The organism is Pseudonocardia sp. NPDC046786 (assembly GCF_040645415.1).
Classification (GTDB): Bacteria; Actinomycetota; Actinomycetes; order Mycobacteriales; family Pseudonocardiaceae; genus Pseudonocardia; species Pseudonocardia kongjuensis.
Genome location: NZ_JBEYYF010000015.1, coordinates 41,325 through 65,113, shown reverse-complemented (window position 1 = coordinate 65,113; position 23,789 = coordinate 41,325). Strand labels below are relative to the sequence as shown.

Here is a 23,789-nt window from a genome sequence, read left to right as displayed (position 1 = left end):
GGCTCAGCGCAGCCGGTCCATGATCTGCTTCAGCGACGCCGCCTCGGTGATCCTCATGCCGGTCGACCCGACCTCGGCGTCCGGCGGGACGATCGCCCTGGTGAAGCCGAGCCGGGCCGCCTCGGCCAGCCGCCGCCCGATGCCGTGCACCCGGCGCAGCTCACCGGCCAGGCCGAGCTCGCCGAGCACCACGAGATCGGCGGGCAGCGCGATGTCGCGCTTGGCCGAGACGACGGCCAGCGCGACCGCCAGGTCCGCGGCCGGCTCGGTGACCCTCATGCCGCCGACGGTCGCGGTGTAGACCTCGGCGTCGTGCAGCTTCAGCCCGCCCCGCCGCTCGACGACGGCGAGCAGCATCGGCACCCGGGACGCGTCCAGCCCGGTCACCGCCCGCCGCGGGCTCGGGATGTTCGCCCCGGCCACCAGCGCCTGCACCTCGGCCAGCAGCGGCCGCCTGCCGTCCATCACCACGGTCACCGCGGTGCCCGGTTGCACCCCGTCGCCGCCCTGGCCGAACCGGCCCAGGAACAGCCCCGACGGGTCGGGCAGCCCGACGATGCCCGAGTCGCGCAGTTCGAAGCAGCCGACCTCGTCGGCCGGGCCGAACCGGTTCTTCACGCCGCGCACCATCCGCAGCGCGGAGTGCTTGTCGCCCTCGAAGTGCAGCACCACGTCGACGACGTGCTCCAGCACCCGCGGGCCCGCGATGCCGCCGTCCTTGGTGACGTGGCCGACCAGCAGCACCGCCAGGCCGCGCTCCTTGGCGAGCGCGGTCAGCCCGATGGTCACCGCGCGGGTCTGGGTGACCCCGCCCGGGGTGCCGTCGACCCCGGCGGTGGACATGGTCTGGATCGAGTCGATCACCAGCAGCGACGGCGCCAGCGCGTCGACGTGCCCGAGCACCGACTCCAGGTCGGACTCGGCGGCGAGGTAGAGCTCGTCGTGCAGCCCGCCGGTCCGCTCGGCGCGCAGCCGGACCTGGCCGGCGGACTCCTCGCCGGACACGTAGAGCACCCGCGATCCGGCCGCCGCGCGGGCCGCGACCTCCAGCAGCAGGGTGGACTTCCCGACGCCGGGCTCACCGGCCAGCAGCACGACCGCGCCGGGCACCAGCCCGCCGCCCAGCACCCGGTCCAGCTCGTCGACGCCGGTCGGGCGGGCCCGGGCGGCGTCCAGCTCGACGTCGGCGATCCGGCGGGCCGGCGTGCTCGGGGCGCCCGCGACGACCGTCCGGCCGTTGCCGCGCGGCGCCTCCAGTTGTTCCAGGCTGCCCCAGGCCTGGCAGCCCGGGCAGCGGCCGACCCACTGCGCGGTGCGCTGGTCGCACTCGGTGCAGCGGTAGCCACCCGAGCGGGCCGCCCGGGTCCTGGTGGTCAGTTGCCGGCGGCGCCGCCGGCGCCGCTGCCCTCGTTGCCGGGGACGGACTCGACGCCCTCGCCGTCGGTGACCGAGGTGTCCTCGCCGTCCTGGCCCTCGTCGGCCGGCAGCTCCGGCGGCGCCGGTGCGGCCTCGGCCTCGGCGGAGAAGTCGTCGCGCTCCGGGCCGGGGCCGAGCGGCACGTCCTCGGTCGGCACGGCGGCGGGCACCTGCGCGGTGACCGAGCCGGCGCGCTCGAAGACGAACGTGACCGGGATGGAGTCGCCGGCGCCGATCGGCTGGGTCAGGCCCTCGAGGGTGATGTTCAGCGGGCGGCTCGCGGTCGGCGACAGCGGGAAGTTCGCCGCCGACACCAGCGCGATGTCCTGCGGGAGGACCGGGTCGCCGTCGATCAGCACGTTCGCGGCGGCCGGAGAGCTGGCCGAGACCAGCCGGTCGGCGACGCTGCCGGAGTTCACCAGGGTGGCGCGCAGCGGCGCCGCGGTGCCCCTGGCGTAGAGCGCGGCCTCGCTGGCCGGCGACTCGGGATAGGCGACCTGCACGTCCCGCAGGTCGACCGAGCCGACCGAGACGTTGACGCCGTTGGTCGCGGCGACCTGCTGGGCGGTCTGCGAGAGCTGTCCCGTACCACACCCGCTCAGCAGCAGGCCGGTCAGGGCGACGGCTCCGGCGACCCCGGCCAGGGTGCGGACGGGACGGCGGTTGCGGCTCACGGTCGGCGTGTCCTTCCTGCCGGCCGGGAGCTGCTCCCGGCGCGCGTACGGCGAGTGCGGACCGGCGCGGTGGAATCGCCCGATCCGCCCGGCAGCCTAGTCGCGTGCCCCGCGCCGGTGCGCGGTCGGGCGCCCGCAGGCCGGCTCCGTCCACCGCGTGGCGGCCGGGTGGAGCGCAGGTGACGGGCTTCCGGCAGACCCGGGACACACCCGCGGGAACACGTTTTTCCGGTGTTGTCAACCCCCTGACCTGCGACGACGGTGAAAGCCGGTCACCGGCCCGTTCGAACGGCGTGTTAATCTGGAGCCAGCGAAAGGGGCCAGAGGACACATGGTTTTCAAGGTCGGAGAGACCGTCGTCTACCCGCACCACGGTGCCGCGCTCATCGAGGCGATCGAGATGAGGACGATCAAGGGCGAGGAAGTGCAGTACCTCGTCCTGAAGGTTCAGCAGGGGGATCTGACGGTCCGCATTCCCGCCGACAACGTAGAGGTCGTCGGCGTTCGGGACGTGGTGGGTCAGGAGGGTCTGGATCGGGTCTTCGAGGTGTTGCGCGCGCCGCACACCGAGGAGCCCACGAACTGGTCCCGCCGTTACAAGGCGAACTGGGAGAAGCTCACCTCGGGCGACGTGAACAAGGTCGCCGAGGTCGTGCGTGACCTGTGGCGCCGGGAGAAGGACCGGGGGCTGTCCGCGGGCGAGAAGCGCATGCTCGCCAAGGCGCGGCAGATCCTGGTCAGCGAGCTCGCGCTGGCCGAGGGCACCGACGAGGAGCGGGCCGAGATCCTGCTCGACGAGGTGCTCGCCACCGCGAACGCCTGAGTATCGCGGAGTGAGCGGTTCGCCCGTCGTCGCCGTGCTGCCTGCGGCGGGTTCGGGGGTCCGGCTCGGTGCCGGGGTGCCGAAGGCGTTCGTCGAGGTCGGCGGCGTGCCCATGCTGGTGCGCGCCGTCGACGGCCTGCTCGGGTCCGGCGTCGTCGATCACGTGGTGGTCGTCGTCCCCGCCGAGCAGGTGCACGATGCGGTCGGGTTGCTCCCGGGCCGGCCGGTGACGGTCGTGCCCGGTGGCGCCGACCGCACCGCGTCGGTGGCCGCCGGGCTGGCCGCGACCCCGCCGCACGCCGAGGTCGTGCTGGTGCACGACGCCGCCCGCCCGCTGACCCCCGCCGGGGTGGTCCGCCGGGTGGTCGGCGCGGTCCGCGCGGGCGCGCCCGCGGTGGTCCCGGTGCTGCCGGTGACCGACACCGTCAAGACGGTGGACCCGGCCGGGACCGTACTGTCCACTGTGGACCGTTCTATGCTGCGGGCGGTGCAGACGCCGCAGGGCTTCCGGGCGCGTGAGCTTCGTCTCGCCTACGCCAGCGGTCCCGATCCGGCGACCGACGACGCCGGCCTGGTCGAGGCGCTCGGCGAGCCGGTCGCGACCGTCGCGGGCGATCCGCTCGCGTTCAAGGTGACGACCGGCTGGGACCTGCGGATCGCCGGGCTGCTGCTCGGCGGTGCGCCGGCACACCCGGCCGGAGGAGCACGGAGTACCGGATGAGGGTCGGTATCGGATGAGGGTCGGTATCGGGACCGACGTGCACCCCGTCGAGCCGGGCCGGGACTGCTGGGTCGCCGGCCTGCTGTGGGCCGGGGTGGACGGCTGCGCCGGGCACTCCGACGGCGACGTCGCCGCGCACGCGCTGTGCGATGCGCTGCTGTCCGCGGCCGGGCTCGGCGACCTCGGTGCGGTGTTCGGCACCGGCCGTCCGGAATGGTCCGGCGCCTCCGGCTCGGCGCTGCTGGCCGAGGTCCGCAGGCTGCTCGAACGCGACGGCTGGACGATCGGGAACGCCGCCGTCCAGGTGATCGGGAACGACCCGAAGATCGGCGGCCGGCGGGCCGAGGCCGAGCGGGTGCTGACCGGGGTCCTCGGTGGACCGGTCTCGGTGTCCGGCACCACCACCGACGGGCTCGGCCTCACCGGCCGGGGCGAGGGCCGGGCCGCGGTGGCGACCGCCCTGCTGCTGGCCGCCGGTCAGGGATAGGCCGCCGCGGTCCGTCGCTGGACCTCCTCCGGGTCCAGCTCCTCGCTGCGCGCGGCGACCATCCAGGCGTGGCCGTACGGATCGGCGATCCGGCCGCCGCGCTCGCCGTAGGGATGGTCGGCGACCTCGACGAGCACCCGCCCGCCGCCGGCCACCATCGCCGCGGCGACCGCGTCCGGGTCGTCGACGTAGAGTGCGACGATCACCGCGCCGGGGCCGGCGGGTGCCGGGTCGACCTCGTCGGCGTCCTTGACCGCCCAGAGCCCATCGCCGGCCCGGAGCAGTGCGTGCACCACCCGGCCGGACCCGTCGGTGTAGCGCTCGACGAGCTCCGCGCCGAACGCCGCGGCGTAGAACCGGACGGCCGCGTCGGCGTCGGACACGACGAGCCTGGGGTACAGCTGCTGAACAGTCATGGGGCACACCTTGCCGCTCGGACACCGCCGGTGTAGTGGACGAATCGGAGAGCCGTACCCTGGTGACGTGAGCCTCAGACTTCTCGACTCAGCGACCAGGGAGCAGCGTGCCTTCACGCCGCTGCGGGCCGGAGCCGTGTCGATGTACGTCTGTGGTGCCACCGTGCAGGGCCTGCCGCACATAGGTCACGTCCGGTCGAGTCTCAACTACGACGTGCTGCGCCGCTGGCTGACCCACGCCGGCTACGACGTCACGCTGGTCCGCAACGTCACCGACATCGACGACAAGATCCTGCGCAAGTCCGAGGCGGCCGGCCGGCCGTGGTGGGAGTGGGCCGCCACCCACGAGCGGGCCTTCACCGCCGCCTACGACGCGCTGGGCTGCCTGCCCGCCTCGATCGAGCCGCGCGCGACCGGGCACATCACGCAGATGGTCGACCTGATCGAGCGGCTGATCGACCGCGGGCACGCCTACACCGCGGCCGGCGACGTCTACTTCGCCGTCCGGACGCTGCCCGAGTACGGCTCGCTGTCCGGCCAGAAGGTGGACGACGTGCACCAGGGCGAGGGCCAGGGCGGGCACAAGCGCGATCCGCTGGACTTCACCCTGTGGAAAGCGGCGAAGCCGGGCGAGCCGAGCTGGCCGACCCCGTGGGGGCGCGGCCGTCCGGGATGGCACCTGGAGTGCTCGGCGATGGCCACCGCCTACCTCGGCCCGGAGTTCGACATCCACGGCGGCGGACTGGACCTGGTCTTCCCGCACCACGAGAACGAGCGCGCCCAGTCGCACGCGGCTGGTGACCCGTTCGCCCGGTTCTGGCTGCACAACGCCTGGGTGACCATGGGCGGCGAGAAGATGTCCAAGTCGCTGGGCAACACGCTGCAGATCGAGTCGCTGCTGCAGCGGGTCCGCCCGGCCGAGCTGCGCTACTACCTGGTCGGCCCGCACTACCGGTCGGCCATCGAGTACTCCGACGCCGCGCTGGACGAGGCGGTCGCCGCCTACCGGCGGATCGAGTCGTTCGTGAACCGGGCCCGCGAGCGGCACGGGCTGCCCGAGCCGTCGGCGGACGTCCCGGCCGAGTTCGCCGCCGCCCTGGACGACGACCTGGGCACCCCCGGTGCCCTGTCGGTGATCCACAAGCTGGTGCGCGAGGGCAACACCGCGCTCGACGCGGGCGACGCCGGCACCGCCTCGCGGGCCGCGTCCTGCGTGCGCGCCACCACCGCCGTGATGGGGCTGGACCCGCTGGCCGCGGGCGGCGCCGCCGAGGCCACCGGTGACGGTGCCCGGGAGGCGCTGGCCACCCTGGTCGAGTCGATGCTGGAGCGTCGCCAGGCGGCGCGCGCCGAGCGCGACTTCGCCACCGCCGACCGGCTCCGCGACGAGCTGCTCGCCGCCGGCATCGCCGTCGAGGACGGCGCCGGCGGCTCCACCTGGACTCTCAAAGACGCATAGGACGCCCGATAACGATGGCAGGCAATTCCAAGCGCCGCGGAGCGATCCGCAAGGACGGCACCAAGAAGGGGATGGTCGTCGGCTCCGGCGGCCAGTCCCGCCGCGCGCTGCGCGGCAAGGGGCCGACCCCGCCCGGTGACCTGCGGCCCGGGCACCCCAAGCAGAAGGCGGCCGCCCGCCGAACGGCCCAGCAGGATCAGCAGCGCCGCCGGCCGGTCGCCGGCCGGCGCGGTGACGGCGAGGGCCCGGAGACGGTGCTCGGCCGCAACCCGGTCGTCGAGTGTCTGCGCGCCGGCGTCCCGGCGACCGCCCTGCACGTCGCCACCGGCATGCCGGCCGACGAGCGGGTCGCCGAGGCGGTCGCGCTGGCCGCGGAGGCCGGGATCTCGATCCTGGAGGTCCCGCGCAACGATCTCGACCGGATCACCGGCGGGGCGTTGCACCAGGGGATGGCCCTGCAGGTGCCGCCGTACTCCTACGCCCACCCCGACGAGCTGCTGGAGCGGGCCGCCCACTCCGGCCGGCCCGCGCTCGCGGTCGCCCTGGACGGCGTCACCGACCCGCGGAACCTCGGCGCGGTCGTCCGCTCGGTGAGCGCGTTCGGCGGGCACGGCGTCGTCGTCCCGCAGCGCCGCGCCGCCGGGATGACGGCGGTGGCCTGGCGGACCTCGGCCGGCACCGCGGCCCGGCTGCCGGTGGCCCGCGCGACGAACCTGACCCGGACGCTGCGCGAGTACGCCTCGGCCGGGCTGATGGTCGCCGGCCTGGCCGCCGACGGCGACGTCTCGCTCGACGACCTCGATCTGGCCACCGGCCCGCTGGTGCTGGTCACCGGGTCCGAGGGCAAGGGGCTGTCCCGGCTGGTCCGGGAGACCTGCGACGTCACCGTCTCGATCCCGCTGGCCGGGAACGTCGAGTCGCTCAACGCCTCGGTCGCCACCGGTGTGGTGCTGGCCGAGGTGGCGCGCCGCCGCCGCGTCGGTCGCTGACGGCGGCACACGCTCAGGCATCCACCGCCGGGGGGATCTCGATCCGGCGCAGCCGGAACGCGACGACCACGACGAGCGCCGCCGCCGTCGTCACGACGAGCGGGGTGGCGTGCCACCCGCCGGCCCACTGCGCCAGCGCGCCTGCGGTGACCGGACCGGCGACCATCCCGATCCCGATGCCCTGTACGACCAGTCCGTTCGTCACCGGGACCAGGTCGGGGCGCGGGGCGAGTACCGGTACGCCGGCCAGCACCGCCGCCGGCAGCAGCCCGCCGACCGCGGAGAACACCAGCGCGCACGCGTAGCTCGCGGCGAAGGGCAGTGCCGCCGCGTACACGCCGACCGCGGCGGCTCCCATCACCCCCGCTGCCACCGCGATCAGCAGCCACCGCGGGGCGCCCCGGCGCAGCAGGACGCCGGCGCCGAGGTTCCCGGCCACGTTCATCAGCACGACAGCGGCGGTCAACAGGGCACCGGTGCCGGGATCCAGGCCCTGCTCGGCGTACACCGTCGGTAGGAATCCCGCGACCGCCACGAACTGCAGGGAGTATCCGGCGAAGGCGAGCGCGAGCAGCCGTGGCCCCGGCGCCCGCAGTGCGGTGGTGATGTCGCGGATCGTGCCGTCCGCCGGGCGGCCCGTGCCGGCTGCGTGGGTGCCGAGGACCCGGTGGGCGAGCACCCCGACGGCGACCAGGACGGCCGCGTTGACCAGCCACAGCCCGCGCCAGCCCGCGGCGGCTACCAGGAACGGTGCCATAAGGATCATCACGGCCTGCCCGCCCGGCATGTAGGTGCCCCACAGCCCGAGCGCGACGCTGCGGTCGCCGGCCGTGGTGGCGCCGGCGACCAGCGAGGGCGCAGCGACGGCGACCACCACGAACCCGGTGCCTTCCACGACGGTGCTGAGCAGCAGCATCCACGGCCCGGTCGCGGCGGCGCCCGCGGCGCTGCCCAGCGCGACGACGGCGAGCCCGACGAGCACCGCGCGCTCCGTGCCGATCCGGCCGGTGGCCACCCCGACCAGCACTCCGGTGAGGGCGGCGACCAGGTTGAACCCGCCGAGCACCGCGCCGGACAGCGCGGCGCCCATCCCTAGCTCGGCGGCGACGACGGGCAGCGTGGCGGCGAGCTTGCCGACCTGGAAGGCGACGACCAGCCCGGCGGAGACGAGGGTGACGACGACGCGCCAGTCCGTCGCCCCGGCAGCAGCGGTGTCCGTTGCGCGGGCGGTCACGGGGCGACCGCGATCGAGCGCCCGCGGGCGAAGGTGGCCGTCACCTCGGCGAGGCGTCGGCCTTGGTACCGGGCGGCTGCGAGCACCTCGTCGGTCGGTGTGCCGGAGCCGTCGTCCAGGGCACTGACGCCGTACGGGTTGCCGCCTGCCGCGTCGACCGCCGGATCGGTGTAGCCGAGCGGGACGATGAACGCGCCCCAGTGCATGAGCGACTGGTAGAGCGTCAGCAACGTCCCCTCCTGGCCGCCGTGCGGGCTGCCTGCGCAGGTGAAGGCGCTGGCCGGCTTGTCGGCCAGCAGGCCTGCCGACCACAGCCCGCTGGTGGAGTCGATGAACTGCCTGAGCTGGGATGCCGCGCCGCCGAAGCGGGTCGGGGTGCCGAAGAGGAACCCGTCGGCCCAGGCGAGGTCGTCGAGGGAGGCCTCCGGGATGTGCGCGGTCTCGTCGAGATGGCTGCGCCAGGCAGGAACGCGGTCGATCACGGAGTCCGGCGCCAGCTCGGTGACGCGGCGCAGCCGGACGGTGCCGCCGGCCTCGGCTGCGCCGTCGGCTGCGGCCTCGGCCAGCCGGAACACGTTCCCGGTCGAGCTGTAGTAGAAGACGGCGATCTGCGCGCCCATGGCGAGCCCCCTCGGACGGTGGTGTCGGACCAGCCGAAAGCTATCAGATTGGTAGTGACTTACCAAAAGGTATTTGCCTGCCGCTGATATAGTGCCTGCATGGCGCACCGGTACGATCTCGGCGAGGGGTTCTGCCCGCAGTACCACCACGCCGTCGAGCTCATCGGGCGGAGGTGGAACGGAGCGATCCTGCGCGAGCTGCTGCTCGGTTCCACCCGGTTCGGCCAGATCCGCGAGGCGATCCCGCAGCTCACCGACAAGATGCTCGCCGGGCGGTTGCGTGAGCTGGAGGCCGAGGGCGTGGTCAGCCGAACCGTGCACCCGGAGACACCGGTGCGGATCGAGTACGGGCTGACCGACAAGGGGCGCGACCTGGAGGGCGCGGTCGCCGCGCTGAGCCGGTGGGCGGACCGGTGGGTGCCCGACCCGGCCGAGGCTCCCGCCGGGAGGTCCTGACCGGCGGCGGGTTCAGGCGCGCGCGACGCTGCGCCCGCGCAGCCGGGCGACCAGCCGGCACAGCAGGTAGGCGAGGAAGCCGATGGTCGCCACGTACGCCGACACCGGCAGCCCCGGCGCCAGCGACAGGATCGTGCCGCCGACCAGCGACACCTCGGCGATCACCACGGCCAGGATGGTCGCGCGGACCGGATTGGCGGTCACCCGGTTCGCCGCGGCGCCCGGGACGATCATCACCGCGAGCACCAGGATCGCCCCGACGATCGGCACCGCGAGCGCGGTCACCAGCCCGATCAGCACCGCGAACACCAGCGACAGGGCGCGCACCGGCACGCCGCGGGCGAGCGCCACGTCCGGATCGGTGCTCGCGAACAGCAGCGGCCGGTAGACCACCAGCAGGGCGACGAGCACCAGCACCGCGACGACGGCGAGCACCCGCAGGTTGGTCCCGTCGACGGCCACGATCGAGCCGGTGAGCAGCCCGAACCGGTTCGCCGAGCGGCCCTCGTAGAGGGACAGGAACAGCACGCCGAGGCCGAGCCCGAACGCGAGCACGACGCCGATCACCGAGTCCCGCTCGCGCTGGCGCAGGCCGAGCACGCCGAAGGTGGTCGCCGCGACGACGGCGCCGACCACCGACCCGAGCCCGACCTCCAGGCCGATCAGCAGCGCGGCCGCGCCGCCGGTGAAGGCGAGTTCGGCGGTGCCGTGCACGGCGAACGCCATGCCCCGGCTGACCACCAGCGGGGTGAGCAGCCCGGCGACCAGCCCGAGCACCGCGCAGGCGATCAGCGCGTTCTGCACGAACGGCTCGGCCAGCAGCTCCAGGGTGCCGTCGAAGGAGAACAGCCGGTCGATCACGCCGGGACCCCGCCGTGCTCGGCGTGCAGGCCGGCGTCCTCGGCGCCGACGACGACCAGCCGGTCCCGCACGCGCAGCACGTCCACCTCGGTGCGGTAGAGCTCGGAGAGCACCTCGGAGGTCATGACCTGCTCGGTCGGGCCGATCCGGAACCGGCCGTCGACCAGGTAGAGCACCCGGTCGACGAGCGGGAGCACCGGGTTGATCTCGTGCGTGACGAACAGCACGGCGGTGCCGTCGGTGCGCCGGCGCTCGTCGATCAGCCGGGTCACCGTGCGCTGGTGGGACAGGTCGAGGGAGAGCAGCGGCTCGTCGCACAGCAGCAGCGCCGGATCGCCGACGAGCGCCTGCGCGACCCGCAGCCGCTGCTGCTCGCCGCCGGAGAGCCTGCCGACCGGCGATCCGGCGTACCCGGTGCCGCCGACGGCGGCGAGCGCCCGGTCGACCCGCTCGCGCCGCTCCCGGCGGGCGCCGGGCCGGGCCCAGCGGGGGCCGAACCGGTGGCCGTCCAGGCCGAGCCCGACCAGGTCCCGCCCGCGCAGCGGCAGATCGGGATCGAGCTGCTGCTGCTGGGGGACGTAGCCGATCTCCGGGCTGCCGCGGCGCGGCGCGGCGCCGGCGATCCGGACCTCGCCCTCGGAGAGCGCGAGCAGCCCCAGCAGGACGCGCATCAGCGTCGTCTTGCCGGAGCCGTTCGGGCCGAGCACCGCGACGAACTCCCCGGGTGCGACGTCGAGGTCCAGGCCGGACCACAGGGTCCGGTCGCCGAACCGCAGGCCCGCCCCGCGCAGTGAGAGCGCCGGGGCGGTCACTGCGAGAGCGCCGCGTTCAGCTCGTCGAGGTTGCCGTTCATCCACTGGACGTAGTCGTCGACGCCCTCGGGCAGCGTCTCGCTCATCTCGACGACCGGGACGCCGGCCTGCTCGGCAGCGGCCCGCACCTGGTCGGTGCTCGCGGACTCGGTCTGGCTGTTGACGATCAACACGTCGGCCGGCGGCTGGTTGCGGAACAGGTCCAGGGTCTGCGCGACGACGGCGGCCGGCGGGTCGGTGCCCTCCTCGACGGCCGAGGAGAACTCCTGCGGCGTGACGTTCTCCAGGCCGGCCGACTCCAGCAGGTGGTCCGGGACCGGCTCGGTGACGACGACCCGGGCGTCCGGGTGGCTGCGACCGATGTCGGTGGCCTTCGAGGTCAGCTGGGCGATGCCGCCGGAGACGGCCTGGGCGTTGCTCCGGAAGTACTCGCCGGCCGACGGGTCGATCTCGGCGAGCCGGTCGGCGAGCTGCTGGGCGACCTGCTGCACGGTCGGCAGGCTGTACCAGACGTGCTCGTTGAACGCGCCGTGGTCGTGTCCCTCGTGGCCGCCCGCCTCGTCCTCGTGCGCGTGGTCGTGGCCCGCTTCGTCCTCGTGCGCGTGGCCCGCCTCCTCCTCGTGCGCGTGACCGGCCTCGCCCTCGCCCTCGTGTGCGTGCCCGGCCTCGTCGGCGCCCTCCAGCCCGGAGACCTCGACCGCGTCGACCACCGGCGCCTGGTTGCCGGAGGAGGAGATGAGGCCGGTCATGAACGCGTCGTAGCCGCCGCCGTTCATCAGGATCAGCTGGGCGTCGCCGACGGACAGGGCGTCCTGCGGGGTCGCCTCGTAGCCGTGCGGGTCCACGTTCGGCGAGTCGATGATCGACTCGACCTCCACGTAGTTGCCGCCGACGGCGCGGGCGACGGCGCCCCAGGCGTCGGTGGAGGCGACGATCGCGGTCTGCGGGATGTCCGGGCTGGTCGGGGCGTCCACCTGGCCGGAGCCACAGGCGGACAGGCCCAGCGAGAGGGCGGCGAGCCCGGCCACCAGCGCGGCCGGGCGGAGCGGGGAACGGGACACGACCGAACTCCTATCAACGTATCGTCATGTATTTATCGAAAATCGTTCTCAAATTCACTCTACAGTCGGGCCGGACTGCGACGGTGTGATCCATACGCCCGGGCCGGGGCGGACTTTCACCCGGGTGACGCCGCCGCTACCGTTCGAGGCGTGACCGGTCCCCAGCACCAGCGGCGTCCGGCGACGCTCGCGTCGCTGGCGGCCGAGCTCGGCGTCTCCCGGACCACTGTGTCCAACGCCTACAACCGCCCCGACCAGCTGTCCGCGCCGCTGCGCGAGCGCGTCCTGGAGGCGGCCCGCCGGCTCGGGTACCCCGGCCCGGACCCGGTGGCCCGCTCGCTGCGCACCCGCCGGGCCGGCGCGGTCGGGCTGCTGCTCACCGAGGCGCTGAGCTACGCCTTCCGCGACCCGGGCGCCACCGGTTTCCTGGAGGGGCTCGCGCTGGCCTGCGAGAAGGCGGGCACCGGGCTGCTGCTGGTGCCGGTCAGCCCGGAGCACTCCGACGTCGACGCCGTCTACCAGGCGGGGGTGGACGGCTTCGTCGTCTACTCGGTCAGCGAGGACGACCCGCACTTCCGCGCCGTCCTGCAGCGTCCGGTACCGACCGTGGTGTGCGACCAGCCGGCCGGCGTCGAGGGCGTCGACCGGGTCGGCGTCGACGACCGGGCGGGTACCCTGGCGCTCGGCCGCTACCTGGTGGAGCTGGGGCACCGGCGGATCGGCGTGCTGTGCATGCGGCTCAGCTCGCAACGGCACGACGGGCCGGTCGGTCCCGAGCGGCAGGAGCGCAGCACCTACAGCGTGCAGCGGGAGCGGCTGGCCGGCCTGCGCGAGGCGTTCACCGAGGCCGGGGTCAGCTGGTCCGCGGTGCCGGTGATCGAGCGCTTCGAGCACTCCGCCGAGGCAGGCGCCGATGGCGCGGCCGCCCTGCTGGACGCGCACCCGGGGATCACCGCGGTCGTCTGCACCTCCGACATCCTCGCGCTCGGCGCGCTCGGCGAGGCCCGGGAACGCGGCCTGCGGGTCCCCGAGGACCTGTCGGTCGCCGGGTTCGACGGCGTGCCCGAGGCCGACCGGGTCGGGCTGACCACGGTCCGGCAGCCGTTCCGGGAGAAGGGCCGGGAGGCCGGGCGGCTGCTGCTGGAACGCGGCGACCGGCACGTCTCCGAGCACGTCACGCTGCCGACCGAGCTCGTCGTCGGCTCCACCACCCGGGCGCTGCGGCAGTCGGGGGAGTTCTTCTCCGGATGGTGAGGCTGACCGGTCTCCTCCGGTACCCGGTGAAGTCCTGCCGCGGGACGCCGGAGGACCGGCTCCCCGTCGAGCGCGCCGGCCTCGCCGGCGACCGGCGCTGGATGGTCGTCGACCCGGACGGCGTGATGGTCACCGGCCGGAAGCACCCGCGGCTGGTACTCGCCGCGCCGCGGCTGCCCGACGGCGGCGGGCTGGAGGTGACCGGACCCGGGCTCCCGGTGCTGCGGGTCGCCGAGCCGGACCCGGCCGTCGGGACCGTCCCGGTGCGCGTGCACCGCTCGGAGACCGCCGGGGTGCCGGCGGGCCCCGTGGCCGGCCGGTGGTTCTCCCGGCTGCTCGGCACCGACGTGCGCCTGGTGCACCTCGACGACCCGGACCGCCGGCGGCCCGATCCGGAGTTCTCCCGTCCGCAGGACCGGGTGTCCTACGCCGATGGGTACCCGCTGCTGCTGACCTCGCAGGACTCCCTCGACGCGCTGAACGAGCTGGTCGCGGACGGCCCGCACGCCGCGGAGGGGCCGCTGCCGATGAGCCGGTTCCGGCCGAACCTCGTCGTGTCCGGGGCGGCGCCGTGGGCCGAGGACGGCTGGCGGCGGATCACCGTCGGCGACGTCGCGTTCCGGGTCGCGAAACCCTGCGCCCGGTGCGTGTTCACCACGGTCGACCCGGTGACGGCCGATCGCGGCCGGGAGCCGATGGTCACCCTCGCCCGGCACCGCCGGGTGGGCGGCGGCGTGCTGTTCGGCGTGAATCTCATCCCCGACCCCGACCCCGACCCCGACCCCGACCCCGACCCCGAGCTGCGGGTCGGCGACGAGCTGACCGTCACCGGCCGGGCCCGCTCCTGACCGCACCGGTCCGCGCGTCGGCCAGCCGGTGCAGCAGCGGTTCCAGCTCGTGCGGATCGGCGATCCGGTACCCGGCGGCGGTGGCGCCGTCGCCGACCTTGATCCCGACGTCGCCCGGGTCGAGCGTGCCGAACACGGTCTCGTCGGTGATGTCGTCGCCGGCGAACAGCACCGGACCGGCGCCGAGCACGTCGCGCAGCGCGGCCACCGCGGCGCCCTTGGTGGTGCGCAGCACCGCGAGGTCCAGCACGTCCTTGCCCGCAGTGGCCTCGACGCCGTCGCGCACCCACTCGGCCTCGACCTGCTCCAGCAGCGCGGCACCGGTCGCCGGGTCCATCCCGCGCACGTGCACGGCGCCGCCGGCCGGTTTGGTCTCCAGCCGGGCGCCCGGGGTGGCCTCGACCAGCTCCCGCAGGCCGTCGAGCAGCGCGGCCCGCCGCCGGGCCTGCGCGTCGCTGAGCAGCCCGCCGCGGCCGAGCAGCTCGGAGAGCCGCGCGTCGAACTCGGCGCCGTGGCTGCCGACCAGCCCGACCGGCGGGCCGAAGCCGGAGACGGTCGCGAGATCGTCGAGCCCGCGGCCGGAGACCAGTACCACCGTGGTGGCGTCGGTGCCGGCGAGCCGGCGCACCGCGTCGGCGGACCCCGGCAGCGGCCGGGACGCCGACGGATCGTCCACCAGCGGCGCCAGCACGCCGTCGAAGTCGAGCGCCACCAGCAGCCGGTCGGCCCGGGCCAGCCGATCCAGCGCGCCGGCCGGGCCCGCCGGCGTCACCGGTCCACCTTCACGCCCAGCGTCTCCAGGAACGAGCGCGCCCACCGGTCCACGTCGTGGTCGAGCACCTGGCGGCGCAGCGTGCGCATCCGCTTGCGGCCCTCGTCGGCGTTCATCGTCAGCGCCGCGTACAGCGCCTCCTTGACCCCGTCGGTGTCGTGCGGGTTCACCAGCAGCGCCGAGGTCAGCTCGATCGCGGCACCGGCGAACTCGGACAGCACCAGCACGCCGCCGTCGTCGTGCCGGGCCGCCACGTACTCCTTGGCGACCAGGTTCATGCCGTCCCGCAGCGGGGTGACCAGCATGACGTCGGCGGCCAGGAAGAACGCGACCAGCTCCTCGCGGGGCAGCGAGCGGTGCAGGTAGTGCACGGCGGGATGGCCGACCCTGGCGAACTCGCCGTTGATCCGGCCGACCGCCTGCTCGATGTCGTTGCGCATCTGCTGGTAGTGCTCGACCCGCTCGCGCGACGGCGTGGCCAGCTGGATCATCACGGTGTCGATGGCCGACTCCGCTCCGCTGCGCGTCGTGTCGCCGCCCGTGATCCGGTTCTCCTCCAGGAGCTCCTGGAACGCGCGCAGCCGCACGTCGATGCCCTTGGTGTAGTCCAGCCGGTCGACGCCCAGCACGATCCGCGCGGGGTTCCCGAGCTCCTCGCGGATCTGCGCGGCGCGCTTCAGGACGGTCTCGGTGCGGGACAGCTCGTCGAGCTGCTTGGTGTCGATCGAGATCGGGAACGCGCCCAGCCGGACCTGCCGGCCGCCGTAGCGCACCACCTCCGGATCCCGGTCAGGGGTCGCGCCGGCCAGCTCCTGGGCGAGCCAGTGGAAGTTGCGGACGCCGCCGTCGGTGTGGAACCCGACCAGGTCCGCGCCGAGCAGGCCCTCCATGATCCGGGTCCGCCACGGGAGCTGGCGGAACAGCTCCACCGGGGGGAACGGGATGTGCAGGAAGAACCCGATCCGCAGGTCCGGCCGCAGCTCGCGCAGCCGCCCCGGGACCAGCTGGAGCTGGTAGTCCTGCACCCACACGGTCGCGCCGTGCGCCGCGACCCTGGCGACCTCCTCGGCGAAGCGCTGGTTGACCGCGGTGTAGGCCCGCCACCAGTGCCGGTGGAACTGCGGCTGGGCGACCACGTCGTGGTAGAGCGGCCAGAGCGTGCCGTTGGAGAAGCCCTCGTAGTAGTCCTCGACCTCCTGGGCGGAGAGCCGGACCGGGTAGAGCGACAGGCCGTCCTCCACCAGCGGATCGACCTCGACGTCCGGGACGCCGGGCCAGCCGACCCAGGCGCCCTCCCGGGCCCGCAGCGTCGGTTCCAGCGCCGTGACCAGGCCCCCCGGGCTGCGCTTCCAGCCGGTGCTGCCGTCCGGCCGGCGTTCGTAGTCCACCGGCAGCCGGTTGGCCACCACCACCAGATCCGCCGCGGTCACCGGTTCGCCGCTGGTCACATGCCCTCCTCGACACACGGGCCGCGGGCGCGTCCCGGGCCCGTCGCCGAGCCTACTTCGAGTCGGCCGGGGTGGCCTGCGATTCGGCGGCGTCGGAGTCCGGCGCGAGCATGTATCCGCTGCCGGTGGACGGGCTGTCCCCGGAGGTCGGCGTCTCCTCCGGCCGGCGCCGCGGCCGGGTCGCGAACTGGCCCAGCGCCACACCGGAGGCCAGCGCGAGACCGATCGCCAGCGCGATCGTGACCGTCACCAGTCCCTCCGAGACGCCCTCCACGGCCAGCTGGTAGAAGCCGCGGTAGGCGGCCAGGCCGGGGAGCAGCGGGGTGACGCCGGCCAGCGTCACCACCATCGGCGGGGTGTCGGTCCCGCGCCGGAGCAGCCCGGCGGCCAGGCCGACCACCAGGGCCGCGGCGCCGGTCGCCGGGACCGCCCCGATCCCGAACACCTGGGTCAGCACGCCGTAGACCGCCCAGCTCGCCGCGCCGACCGCACCGGCGATCGGCAGCGAGCGCAGCGAGGCGTACCCGGCGAGCGCGTAGAACGCGGCCGCCAGCGCGCCGGACAGCACGGACAGGCCGAACTGCCCGACGCTGGACGGCAGGTCCCCGGACACCTCGATCGGCACGTCGAACTGGAAGCCCAGCTGCAGCCCGAGCACGACGCCGGTGAGCAGCCCCGCCGACAGCAGCGAGATCTCCACGATCCGGGCCGCCGCCGTCAGGTAGTAGCCGGTCAGCGCGTCCTGCACGGTGGAGACGACGCTCAGCCCGGACAGCAGCACGGTGATCCCGGCCGCCACGATGAACGAGGGTCTGGTCCCGGCCGGGAACAGCCCGATCGAGATCAGCAGGATCGTCGACGCGGTCACCAGGAAGCCGCCGAGCACCTGCTGGAAGAACGACGCGACCCCCCACCTGGCCAGCAGCCTGCCGATCCGGTCGATCACCGCCGTCGTGACGAAGGCCGCCGTGGCGGTGATCGGGCCACCACCGAGCAGCAGGGCGATCGACGCGGCGAGCCCGGCCCAGCCGAACGTCGCGACCCAGCGCGGGTAGGGGTGCGGGCTGCGCACCACGTCCGACACCCGCGACGACGCCGCACGCACGTCCAGCCGACCCGCCTCCAGGTCGCGGACGATCTGCTCGGTCTCGGCCAGCCGGGACAGGTCCAGGGTCCGGTAGCGGACCAGCCGCATCGTGGTGACCGGCTGTGCCGCGTTGCCCCGGTGGCAGCACATCGTGATCGAGGTGAACGTGATGTCGACGTCCACCGCCGGGAGGCCGGCTGCGTTGGCCAGTCGCAGCATCGTCGCGGTGACCTCGTCCACCGACTCGCCACTGGACAGCTCGATCTCGCCGATCCGCATGCAGAGGTCGAGAACCTGCTGGACCTGGGCGTCGTCGGGGACCTGGGGGCCGAGCATCAGCATCGGCACCGTCGACGGGCCGGGGGTCAGCAGCCGTTTCGCGTCCCGCCGCAGCGCCCCGCGCAGTCGCCGCGCGAACCTGTCGGCGGGCGGCGTGTCCTCGGCCACGTTCGGTTCACCTCTCCTGTAGTCCGTGCGGCCTCCCAGGCTAGGGATCTGTGTCGGGCGGGTGACGGCGGCACGGCCGGACGCCCGTCCGGTGCGTCCGGTGGGCGGGCGGGGAGGGTGTGGGAGGTGCAGGAAGCTACTCTGGGGCGACCCGCCGGTGTAGCTCAGTGGTAGAGCAACTGTCTTGTAAACAGTAGGTCGTCGGTTCGATCCCGACCTCCGGCTCCACACACCCTCTGACCAGGGACGCTAGCACGATAGAAGATCGTGACCACCTGGTCAGAGTGCCCGTAGACCTACTGTTTCCTGCCCCTCCGCCCGGTCCGGTAGGGCCGGTGCTCGGGGTTGCTCTACCACTGTGCAGTTGTATAACCGCAGGTCCACGATGATTCAGTTGTCAAAGGACAGGGCTGCCGATCAGGGCTGATCCGGCGGTGCCTCGGTGGAGGGCTGGCTCGTCACCGGAGGCGGAGGCACATCGGTCGTCGGCGGGTCCCATGGGGCGGGTGCCGGAGGCTCCGGCTGCCACGTCCTGGACGGGTCCGGGGTGCCCTCCGGCGGGTTCGTCGACACGGGAGGCGGCGGGACTGTGTGAGGCGGGTCCGTGGGCACCGGGGCTGGGGGCGCGGTGCCGCCTTCCGGGGTGCAGTAGTAGCCGGGGGTCCGTTGGATCGGGGTGCAGTACATCCAGAACCCGTTACCCGCCGACGGCGGAGCGGGGACGTTGCTCGGGCGGCCGAACGTCCCGGACCGGGTCGGTTCCCCGGGTTCTGGGCTCGCGGCTGCCTGGTCGCATCCGGCGAGCACAGCAGCGGCAGCGACGGCGTAGAGCGCGGTGCGAGCCACCCTCACCGGTCGACGGGATTTCATGGTGGGCACGTCGTCTCCTTGCTTACGGGGCCACATAAGAGACGGTTGGTGCCTGTGCACGGTTGGCGACCGAACGGAGCAACTTGGCGACCTAGAGTCGCCGTTAGCGGCCGAACAAGCGACGTAGCCGTGCCTCTGCGCTCTCCTGGTCGCTCACCAGGTGGTAGGCCAGTCCTCGGGCGTCAAGCCATGCACGCTGTTCCTCCCGGTCGGTAAGCGCGAGGAACCCTTGACCATCGGGATCGTGCATCACGGCGTAGATAGTCTGCTCGGGCAGACTCAGCGTCTCGGTCATGCGGTTTCCCCTTCACCCTCGTGAACGTGATTCCACGCTCGGTCAGCCATGCCATTGCACCGGTGATCCCGTCCCGCTCCGCAGCGGTCAACAGCAGCTCAGAACGGTCCCGGACCTGACGCCACGATTCGTTCGGCAGTGCCAGGACGTCATCGCCACCGGCGTCGTCCTCGGTGATCTCCTTAGCGGAGCGTTCCCGGGACAAGCCGTAGCGCTCCCGGGTGCCCTTAGCCCATGTCAGCGTCCGGCGACGTTGCGCCGTCTGCTCGTACTCGACCCACAGGTCATAGTCATCGGCGCTACCAGTGGCCAGGAAATCGTTGAGAATCTGCCAGTGCGTCCGGGAGGTTCCGCGTCCCCGTTTCGTCGGGGCCCCGGAGACCTCATGAGCGATCTTGGACAGGTACACGCCCAGGGAACCGCTCCCATCGGCGACACGGCGGACGTCCAGGCCGCCCTTGTCGGCTACGGCATCGAAACCACGGCGGTTGAGCGCTCGTTCCCAGCGGAGCCACCACCGATCCGCCAGGGCCTCAGTCATCTCCTGTGACACCGGCCCGTCGAACAGGACCAGGATGTGCCGGTGCGGATGCCACCCGGCATCACCGTGGGTCGCCTCGACCACGGCGACCCACCCGCTCACACCGAACCGCTGTAGCTCATCGGCGTACTTGGCACCGGAGGTCACCCGCGACCACGCGTAGGTGATCGCGTCCCACAGCGGAGCCAACCGCTGCCCCGCCCGATGCCGGACGGTCAGCGTCACCAGAGCGGCAGAGCCACCCTCGGCGTGGACCTTCTCCACCAGGTCCCCAATCTCCTGCGCCCGGTGCGCTCCCACCTTCGACGCACAGCAGGGACAAGTCATGATCCCGCACGTGACCAGACCCGCGTACCCGGCCGAACGCTGATCACCGTCACCCGACACCCTCAGCGTCGGCCCACCCTCCGGTGACCTCGACACCCGACCGCACTTACGGACCCCCGGCAGCGTCGACAGCTCCCACAGCCGACGACGGAGCCGGTACCGATCGTCACGACGTTCCCGGGCCTGTTTCGGGCCTCCCGAAGGGTTAGCGGCGTTCTTTACCAAGCGGCCGCCTGCGGCGGCCGGGCCGCCCTCTGCGCCTCCGGCGCACGGGCGACCGGCGACCACGGCGGTCACCGGGCACCACCGAAAGGCAGCCCTCTGGTCCGGCCCCAGCACCGGAGGTGTGCGACGCATGAGAGATCGTCTCCGACGGCTCTCCGAGGGACCTCAGCTCCGGACAGGGGGCCGCCCCCGCCCATCACGACGGCGCCAGAGGCAAGCGCACCGCCCGCCCGGCCGCAAACGATGACCCGTGTTTGCACCCGAACGACCGGCACACTCGGACTACGTCCGCCGACGTGACGGACAGGGGCTTTAGGGGAACGCCAGGAGGTCAGGGGAGTACCGGCGACGCTTTCCCCGTCGGTGCGTCCCCGGATCATGCGGCTACCCGCCTGACGTACTCGCTGTAGCCACCTATCCACGGCGACCGGACCCGGGTGAGGGGACGACCCGGTGAGGACACCAGGGCCACGCCAGGCACGGCGGATGCGTGAGCAGCAGCCGTGTCGGGATCGGCGTCGGGGTGGAGCAGCCGGACGGCATCGATGTTGTCCACCCGGAACGAGACGCGAGTAGAGCACTGGCCGCGCTCCGTACTGCCGATCACGGACGCCTCGGCTCGCTGGGCAACGAGGATGACCCGGATACCGGCTTTCCGGCCCTCGGCGAGTAGCCGAGCGACGTAGGCACGGACGCGCTTGCCGATCTTGATGTCGGCAGCGTCCAGGTAGCGGAGCAGACCCGGGTACTCCTCGAACACGAGGAACCGCAGACCCTCGGACTCCGGGAGGGAGTCACGGTCACGAGGGATGCGCCGGACCCTCTGGTCCATGTCCTCGACCAGCCGGTGCGTGTAGTCCGCGATGATCTCGGGGTCGGACAGCCCCAGGAGAGGGCCGCTCCGGTGGAACGGCCGGGGAGCACTGACGGAGTGATGCTCCGAAGACCGTGGCTCCGCCAGCGGTCGAAGCAGGATGCCGGACGGGTCTACTCCGGTGATCTCCACGTGCTCGCGGTCGGTGAGTTGGGACAGCAGCGCGTAGAGGAACGCGCTCTTGCCGGAGCCGGTGGCTCCCTGGACGGCGATGTGCCCCAGGTCCGCAGGGTCAGCGGTGACGTCCTGGCCCTGCTCATCGGTGCCGATCAGCACCGGACCGCTGAGAGGACCCTCGGGAAGGCTCAGAACCCCGTCTAACGGGTCGTCGTAGAGCAGGGTGACGATGCACCACTCACCCCGGCCCCGCGGTTCGATCCGCAGGCCGTAGGCGCCCAGGTGTGGTGCCAACCGGGGTGCCAGGGACCGGAGGTCATCGGCGACCATCCCGGGTTCCAACCTTACGGTCAGACGATCAGGCGGTCCCAGGTTCACGAACGTGACCCGTGGCGGGATCAGCGTCGGTCCGGACACGGTCTCGATACGCCGGATCAGTCCGGCACCGAGGCACGCTCGTTCCCATGCATTGGTCAGCCGCTCTACTTCCTCGGCGGCTGCCTGGTCCTCCGGGGACAGGACAGAGCGGCTGAATGGCCACACGGCAGGAACCTCTCTACGAATGAAAGCCCCGATCCCCAGGACGGACACCAGGGATCGGGGCGGGAACATGGGGAGGGACTACGCGGCCTGGTCCTGTGGCTTACCGCCGCGCTGGTGACCGGTGTCGATTCCGGAAGCGCGGAAGGACATCGCCACCCGGTTGGACCGGTTGTCGACGTACGGGACCGCCACCAGGTCACGGAAGCTGACCGGCTGGCCCATCTGAGTCTCCGGAGGGGTAGCGCTGGGGATCTTCACCGCAGCGATCTCGGCACGCTGCGCCTCCGGGTCGTTGACCAGGACGTCCACGACGTACAGCGGGAGACCGGTGTCCGGATCGGTCGCCTGGTTGCCCGACCGGCGACGCTCACCGTTGGACAGCTCTACGTACTCCGCCCGCTCGGCAACCTTGCCGGTGCCGATGAACTGAACCTTGCTGGTGTCGACAGGGATCGATCGCATGACAGTCTTCTCCTCAGTGATGATTTCTTAGATTGGTCGCCTCGGCGACAGGACTCGCTTTCGCTATTAGATAAGCGACGCGAGAATGAATGCGGCGAAAATCAGTAGGCCGCTCAACAGTGCGGCCGTGAGTAGCCGCTGGGTAAGAATCTTGCGGTCCAACCGGTCAGGTACTCGTGGTGTCCAGGAATCATGGCCGCTATGTGGCCAATGCTTGGCCACTACGCAACATCGATGAGCGTGAACGGGAACCTGGGAGCAGGTTCCTCGCGTCCGGCATCGGGGATCTCGGAGGAGATCCCTCGCGTCGCACACCTCTGGTGTTGCGGCCGTCCGATGACCGGGCCGTGGGCACGCTCGACCATCAGCGGGGTACCGGGCGGCATCGTCAGGGTGCCGTGGACGGTGGACAGGACAATGTCTCGACCCTCGGTCCAGGTACCCAGGACGGTCCGTCGCTTACCGGCGTACAGCAGGACATCACCGGAGCGGCATTCGTCGGCCCTCATGAGTTCCGACTGCCGCGAGGGCTCGTGATCAGCACTCCCGTGCTGGCACTCACCCGACCGGACCTCATCGGCACGGGTCAGAGAAGGGCCCACACCGTCAGCCGCAAGGGGCTCCGGGGCCCCGTTCGGCCACAGCGGAGGCCAACCACAGTCAGAGGACTCATGGTCGCTTTCGACGTGGGCGCCTGCGTCGTGGCACTCAGGCCAGAGGACCGGCGAAAGGTCCTCTGCGGTGACCTCAGGGTCAGCAGCACGGCAGTTCGGGCAACCACCCTGACCGACGATCGGGCAGTCAGCCTCTCCGTGCTCCTGATCCAGGACCCGACGGCGCTCCCGTGCATCCGCGTCGACCTCCGCGGCCAGGGTGATCCCACCGGAGGATGGGACACCGCGGCGGGCTCGGCCGACACGCTGTGTCGACGCGCGGGACTGCTCTCCGATCAGGTCCCCGACCGCACCGGCCAGGGCCTCGCCGACCTCCTGACCGGTCGCGGTGAAGTCGTACTCACCATCCGACAGCCGATCAGCCAGACCCCGACGGATCAGGCCAGCCCAGGTGGACGGTCGGACCGTGCCGACGCCCAGCAGGGCAAGGCACATGGCCAGCGTCAACCGGTGCTCACGGGCAACGGTGGTGGTCTCGTACTTGAACATTGGCGCTCCCAAACTCCCGAAACTCCCGGACCGGGTCGACGCTAGCACAACTCCCGAAACTCACGGAACCCCCGACAGCAAGATCCCCCGTGGACGCATGTACACCCATGTTGAGACACTGATTCACATGTCCGAGGACCCGCCGCGCCTGCTCTCCACAGGGAGAGCTGCCCGTGCGCTAGGTGTCGGGCACCAGACCCTCGCGGACTGGGTTCGGACTGGGAAGGTGAAGCCGACCTTCACCACCGCCGGTGGCCACTACCGGTTCGACTTGGACGACCTCCGTCGACAGATCGCTGAGATCACGGAGAGTCCTGCCGATAGCTAGAGAGATAGGGCTGTAGGTTCCGAACCCCAGCCTCGGCTCAGGGTAGTCGCTAACAGGCGAGGCACGAGGATCGACAGCATTAGCGTGCTAGCGATCTCATGGTGGGGGGCATGGTCCATGTGGCTCTCCGGGCATGAAGTGCCCGGAGACCACTACATG

The 23,789-nt window shown here is 72.6% G+C and carries 24 protein-coding genes and 1 tRNA gene; 10 read left to right on the top strand and 15 right to left on the bottom strand.

What is annotated here, in order from left to right; translation table 11 throughout:
- Positions 1–3: 3 nt before the first annotated feature.
- A complete protein-coding gene (gene radA / locus ABZ881_RS19230; protein WP_358486445.1) occupies positions 4–1,377 on the bottom strand; it encodes a DNA repair protein RadA in 1,374 nt (457 codons plus the stop codon).
- Positions 1,374–2,090: a copper chaperone PCu(A)C gene (locus ABZ881_RS19225; protein WP_358486325.1), complete on the bottom strand. Its 717-nt coding sequence runs from the start codon at positions 2,088–2,090 to the stop codon at positions 1,374–1,376. The genes radA and ABZ881_RS19225 overlap by 4 nt, the downstream gene beginning before the upstream one ends.
- A gap of 331 nt (positions 2,091–2,421) precedes the next feature.
- Between ABZ881_RS19225 and ABZ881_RS19220 the strand changes: the two genes are divergently transcribed.
- Genes ABZ881_RS19220 through ispF form a run of 3 tightly spaced genes read left to right on the top strand, consistent with a single transcriptional unit; the run spans position 2,422 to position 4,121 of the window.
- Positions 2,422–2,913: a CarD family transcriptional regulator gene (locus ABZ881_RS19220; RefSeq protein WP_085910376.1), complete on the top strand. Its 492-nt coding sequence runs from the start codon at positions 2,422–2,424 to the stop codon at positions 2,911–2,913.
- 10 nt (positions 2,914–2,923) lie between these two features.
- A complete protein-coding gene (ispD, locus tag ABZ881_RS19215; protein WP_358486323.1) occupies positions 2,924–3,634 on the top strand; it encodes a 2-C-methyl-D-erythritol 4-phosphate cytidylyltransferase in 711 nt (236 codons plus the stop codon).
- 13 nt (positions 3,635–3,647) lie between these two features.
- Complete coding sequence (ispF, locus tag ABZ881_RS19210; protein WP_358486321.1) at positions 3,648–4,121, top strand: 2-C-methyl-D-erythritol 2,4-cyclodiphosphate synthase; 474 nt, start codon at positions 3,648–3,650, stop codon at positions 4,119–4,121.
- Here the strand turns inward: ispF and ABZ881_RS19205 are convergent.
- A complete protein-coding gene (locus tag ABZ881_RS19205; RefSeq protein ID WP_358486319.1) occupies positions 4,112–4,537 on the bottom strand; it encodes a VOC family protein in 426 nt (141 codons plus the stop codon). The two genes, ispF and ABZ881_RS19205, sit on opposite strands and share 10 nt — an antisense overlap.
- 67 nt (positions 4,538–4,604) lie before the next feature.
- Here ABZ881_RS19205 and cysS point away from each other — a divergent pair, with 67 nt between their 5' ends.
- Together cysS and rlmB are read left to right on the top strand one after the other, a co-directional pair.
- A complete protein-coding gene (cysS, locus tag ABZ881_RS19200; protein ID WP_358486317.1) occupies positions 4,605–5,996 on the top strand; it encodes a cysteine--tRNA ligase in 1,392 nt (463 codons plus the stop codon).
- A gap of 14 nt (positions 5,997–6,010) precedes the next feature.
- The gene (gene rlmB / locus ABZ881_RS19195; protein ID WP_358486315.1) at positions 6,011–6,985 is read left to right on the top strand and encodes a 23S rRNA (guanosine(2251)-2'-O)-methyltransferase RlmB; all 975 of its coding nucleotides are present in this window, start codon (positions 6,011–6,013) and stop codon (positions 6,983–6,985) included.
- A 13-nt stretch (positions 6,986–6,998) separates the two neighbouring features.
- On the opposite strand, the gene ABZ881_RS19190 is transcribed toward rlmB, so the two are convergent.
- Both ABZ881_RS19190 and wrbA read right to left on the bottom strand, forming a co-directional pair.
- On the bottom strand, positions 6,999–8,219 hold the full coding sequence (locus ABZ881_RS19190; RefSeq protein WP_358486314.1) for an MFS transporter: 1,221 nt from the start codon (positions 8,217–8,219) through the stop codon (positions 6,999–7,001).
- Positions 8,216–8,839, bottom strand: a complete 624-nt coding sequence (gene wrbA, locus ABZ881_RS19185) for an NAD(P)H:quinone oxidoreductase (protein ID WP_358486311.1) — start codon at positions 8,837–8,839, stop codon at positions 8,216–8,218. Before wrbA ends, ABZ881_RS19190 begins: the two co-directional genes overlap by 4 nt.
- Positions 8,840–8,938: 99 nt before the next feature.
- Between wrbA and ABZ881_RS19180 the strand changes: the two genes are divergently transcribed.
- Positions 8,939–9,295 (top strand): helix-turn-helix domain-containing protein, encoded by a 357-nt coding sequence (locus ABZ881_RS19180; protein ID WP_358486309.1) that lies wholly within the window; start codon positions 8,939–8,941, stop codon positions 9,293–9,295.
- A gap of 12 nt (positions 9,296–9,307) precedes the next feature.
- Here ABZ881_RS19180 and ABZ881_RS19175 read toward each other — a convergent pair whose 3' ends face one another.
- From ABZ881_RS19175 to ABZ881_RS19165, 3 genes are read right to left on the bottom strand one after another with little or no spacing between them, the layout of a single operon-like run.
- Positions 9,308–10,153 carry a metal ABC transporter permease gene (locus ABZ881_RS19175; protein ID WP_358486443.1) on the bottom strand — a complete coding sequence of 282 codons (846 nt, stop codon included), beginning with the start codon at positions 10,151–10,153 and terminating at the stop codon, positions 9,308–9,310.
- Positions 10,153–10,968 carry a metal ABC transporter ATP-binding protein gene (locus ABZ881_RS19170; RefSeq protein WP_358486307.1) on the bottom strand — a complete coding sequence of 272 codons (816 nt, stop codon included), beginning with the start codon at positions 10,966–10,968 and terminating at the stop codon, positions 10,153–10,155. Before ABZ881_RS19170 ends, ABZ881_RS19175 begins: the two co-directional genes overlap by 1 nt.
- A complete protein-coding gene (locus ABZ881_RS19165) occupies positions 10,965–12,029 on the bottom strand; it encodes a zinc ABC transporter substrate-binding protein (protein ID WP_358486305.1) in 1,065 nt (354 codons plus the stop codon). The genes ABZ881_RS19170 and ABZ881_RS19165 overlap by 4 nt, the downstream gene beginning before the upstream one ends.
- 150 nt (positions 12,030–12,179) lie before the next feature.
- On the opposite strand from ABZ881_RS19165, the gene ABZ881_RS19160 reads away from it, so the two are divergent.
- Both ABZ881_RS19160 and ABZ881_RS19155 read left to right on the top strand, forming a co-directional pair.
- Complete coding sequence (locus ABZ881_RS19160; protein WP_358486303.1) at positions 12,180–13,283, top strand: LacI family DNA-binding transcriptional regulator; 1,104 nt, start codon at positions 12,180–12,182, stop codon at positions 13,281–13,283.
- Positions 13,277–14,131, top strand: coding sequence for an MOSC N-terminal beta barrel domain-containing protein (locus tag ABZ881_RS19155; RefSeq protein ID WP_358486301.1), 855 nt, complete (start codon positions 13,277–13,279; stop codon positions 14,129–14,131). The genes ABZ881_RS19160 and ABZ881_RS19155 overlap by 7 nt, the downstream gene beginning before the upstream one ends.
- Here ABZ881_RS19155 and otsB read toward each other — a convergent pair.
- Genes otsB through ABZ881_RS19140 form a run of 3 tightly spaced genes read right to left on the bottom strand, consistent with a single transcriptional unit; the run spans position 14,109 to position 17,885 of the window.
- Positions 14,109–14,903 carry a trehalose-phosphatase gene (gene otsB, locus ABZ881_RS19150; RefSeq protein WP_358486298.1) on the bottom strand — a complete coding sequence of 265 codons (795 nt, stop codon included), beginning with the start codon at positions 14,901–14,903 and terminating at the stop codon, positions 14,109–14,111. The two genes, ABZ881_RS19155 and otsB, sit on opposite strands and share 23 nt — an antisense overlap.
- Positions 14,900–16,351, bottom strand: a complete 1,452-nt coding sequence (locus ABZ881_RS19145; protein WP_358486297.1) for a trehalose-6-phosphate synthase — start codon at positions 16,349–16,351, stop codon at positions 14,900–14,902. Before ABZ881_RS19145 ends, otsB begins: the two co-directional genes overlap by 4 nt.
- 52 nt (positions 16,352–16,403) lie before the next feature.
- The gene (locus tag ABZ881_RS19140; protein ID WP_358486295.1) at positions 16,404–17,885 is read right to left on the bottom strand and encodes a threonine/serine exporter family protein; all 1,482 of its coding nucleotides are present in this window, start codon (positions 17,883–17,885) and stop codon (positions 16,404–16,406) included.
- Between the two features lie 153 nt (positions 17,886–18,038).
- Between ABZ881_RS19140 and ABZ881_RS19135 the strand changes: the two genes are divergently transcribed.
- Positions 18,039–18,113 (top strand) — tRNA-Thr (locus tag ABZ881_RS19135).
- 824 nt (positions 18,114–18,937) lie between these two features.
- Here the strand turns inward: ABZ881_RS19135 and ABZ881_RS19130 are convergent.
- From ABZ881_RS19130 to ABZ881_RS19115, 4 genes are all read right to left on the bottom strand, one after another.
- Positions 18,938–19,918, bottom strand: a complete 981-nt coding sequence (locus ABZ881_RS19130) for a protein rep (RefSeq protein ID WP_358486441.1) — start codon at positions 19,916–19,918, stop codon at positions 18,938–18,940.
- 601 nt (positions 19,919–20,519) lie between these two features.
- Positions 20,520–21,677: an FtsK/SpoIIIE domain-containing protein gene (locus ABZ881_RS19125; protein WP_358486293.1), complete on the bottom strand. Its 1,158-nt coding sequence runs from the start codon at positions 21,675–21,677 to the stop codon at positions 20,520–20,522.
- A 78-nt stretch (positions 21,678–21,755) separates the two neighbouring features.
- Positions 21,756–22,139 (bottom strand): hypothetical protein, encoded by a 384-nt coding sequence (locus ABZ881_RS19120; RefSeq protein ID WP_358486291.1) that lies wholly within the window; start codon positions 22,137–22,139, stop codon positions 21,756–21,758.
- Positions 22,140–22,360: 221 nt separating this feature from the next.
- Positions 22,361–23,302 (bottom strand): hypothetical protein, encoded by a 942-nt coding sequence (locus tag ABZ881_RS19115; RefSeq protein WP_358486455.1) that lies wholly within the window; start codon positions 23,300–23,302, stop codon positions 22,361–22,363.
- Here ABZ881_RS19115 and ABZ881_RS19110 point away from each other — a divergent pair.
- The gene (locus tag ABZ881_RS19110) at positions 23,247–23,630 is read left to right on the top strand and encodes a helix-turn-helix domain-containing protein (RefSeq protein ID WP_358486439.1); all 384 of its coding nucleotides are present in this window, start codon (positions 23,247–23,249) and stop codon (positions 23,628–23,630) included. The two genes, ABZ881_RS19115 and ABZ881_RS19110, sit on opposite strands and share 56 nt — an antisense overlap.
- Positions 23,631–23,789: the final 159 nt, after the last annotated feature.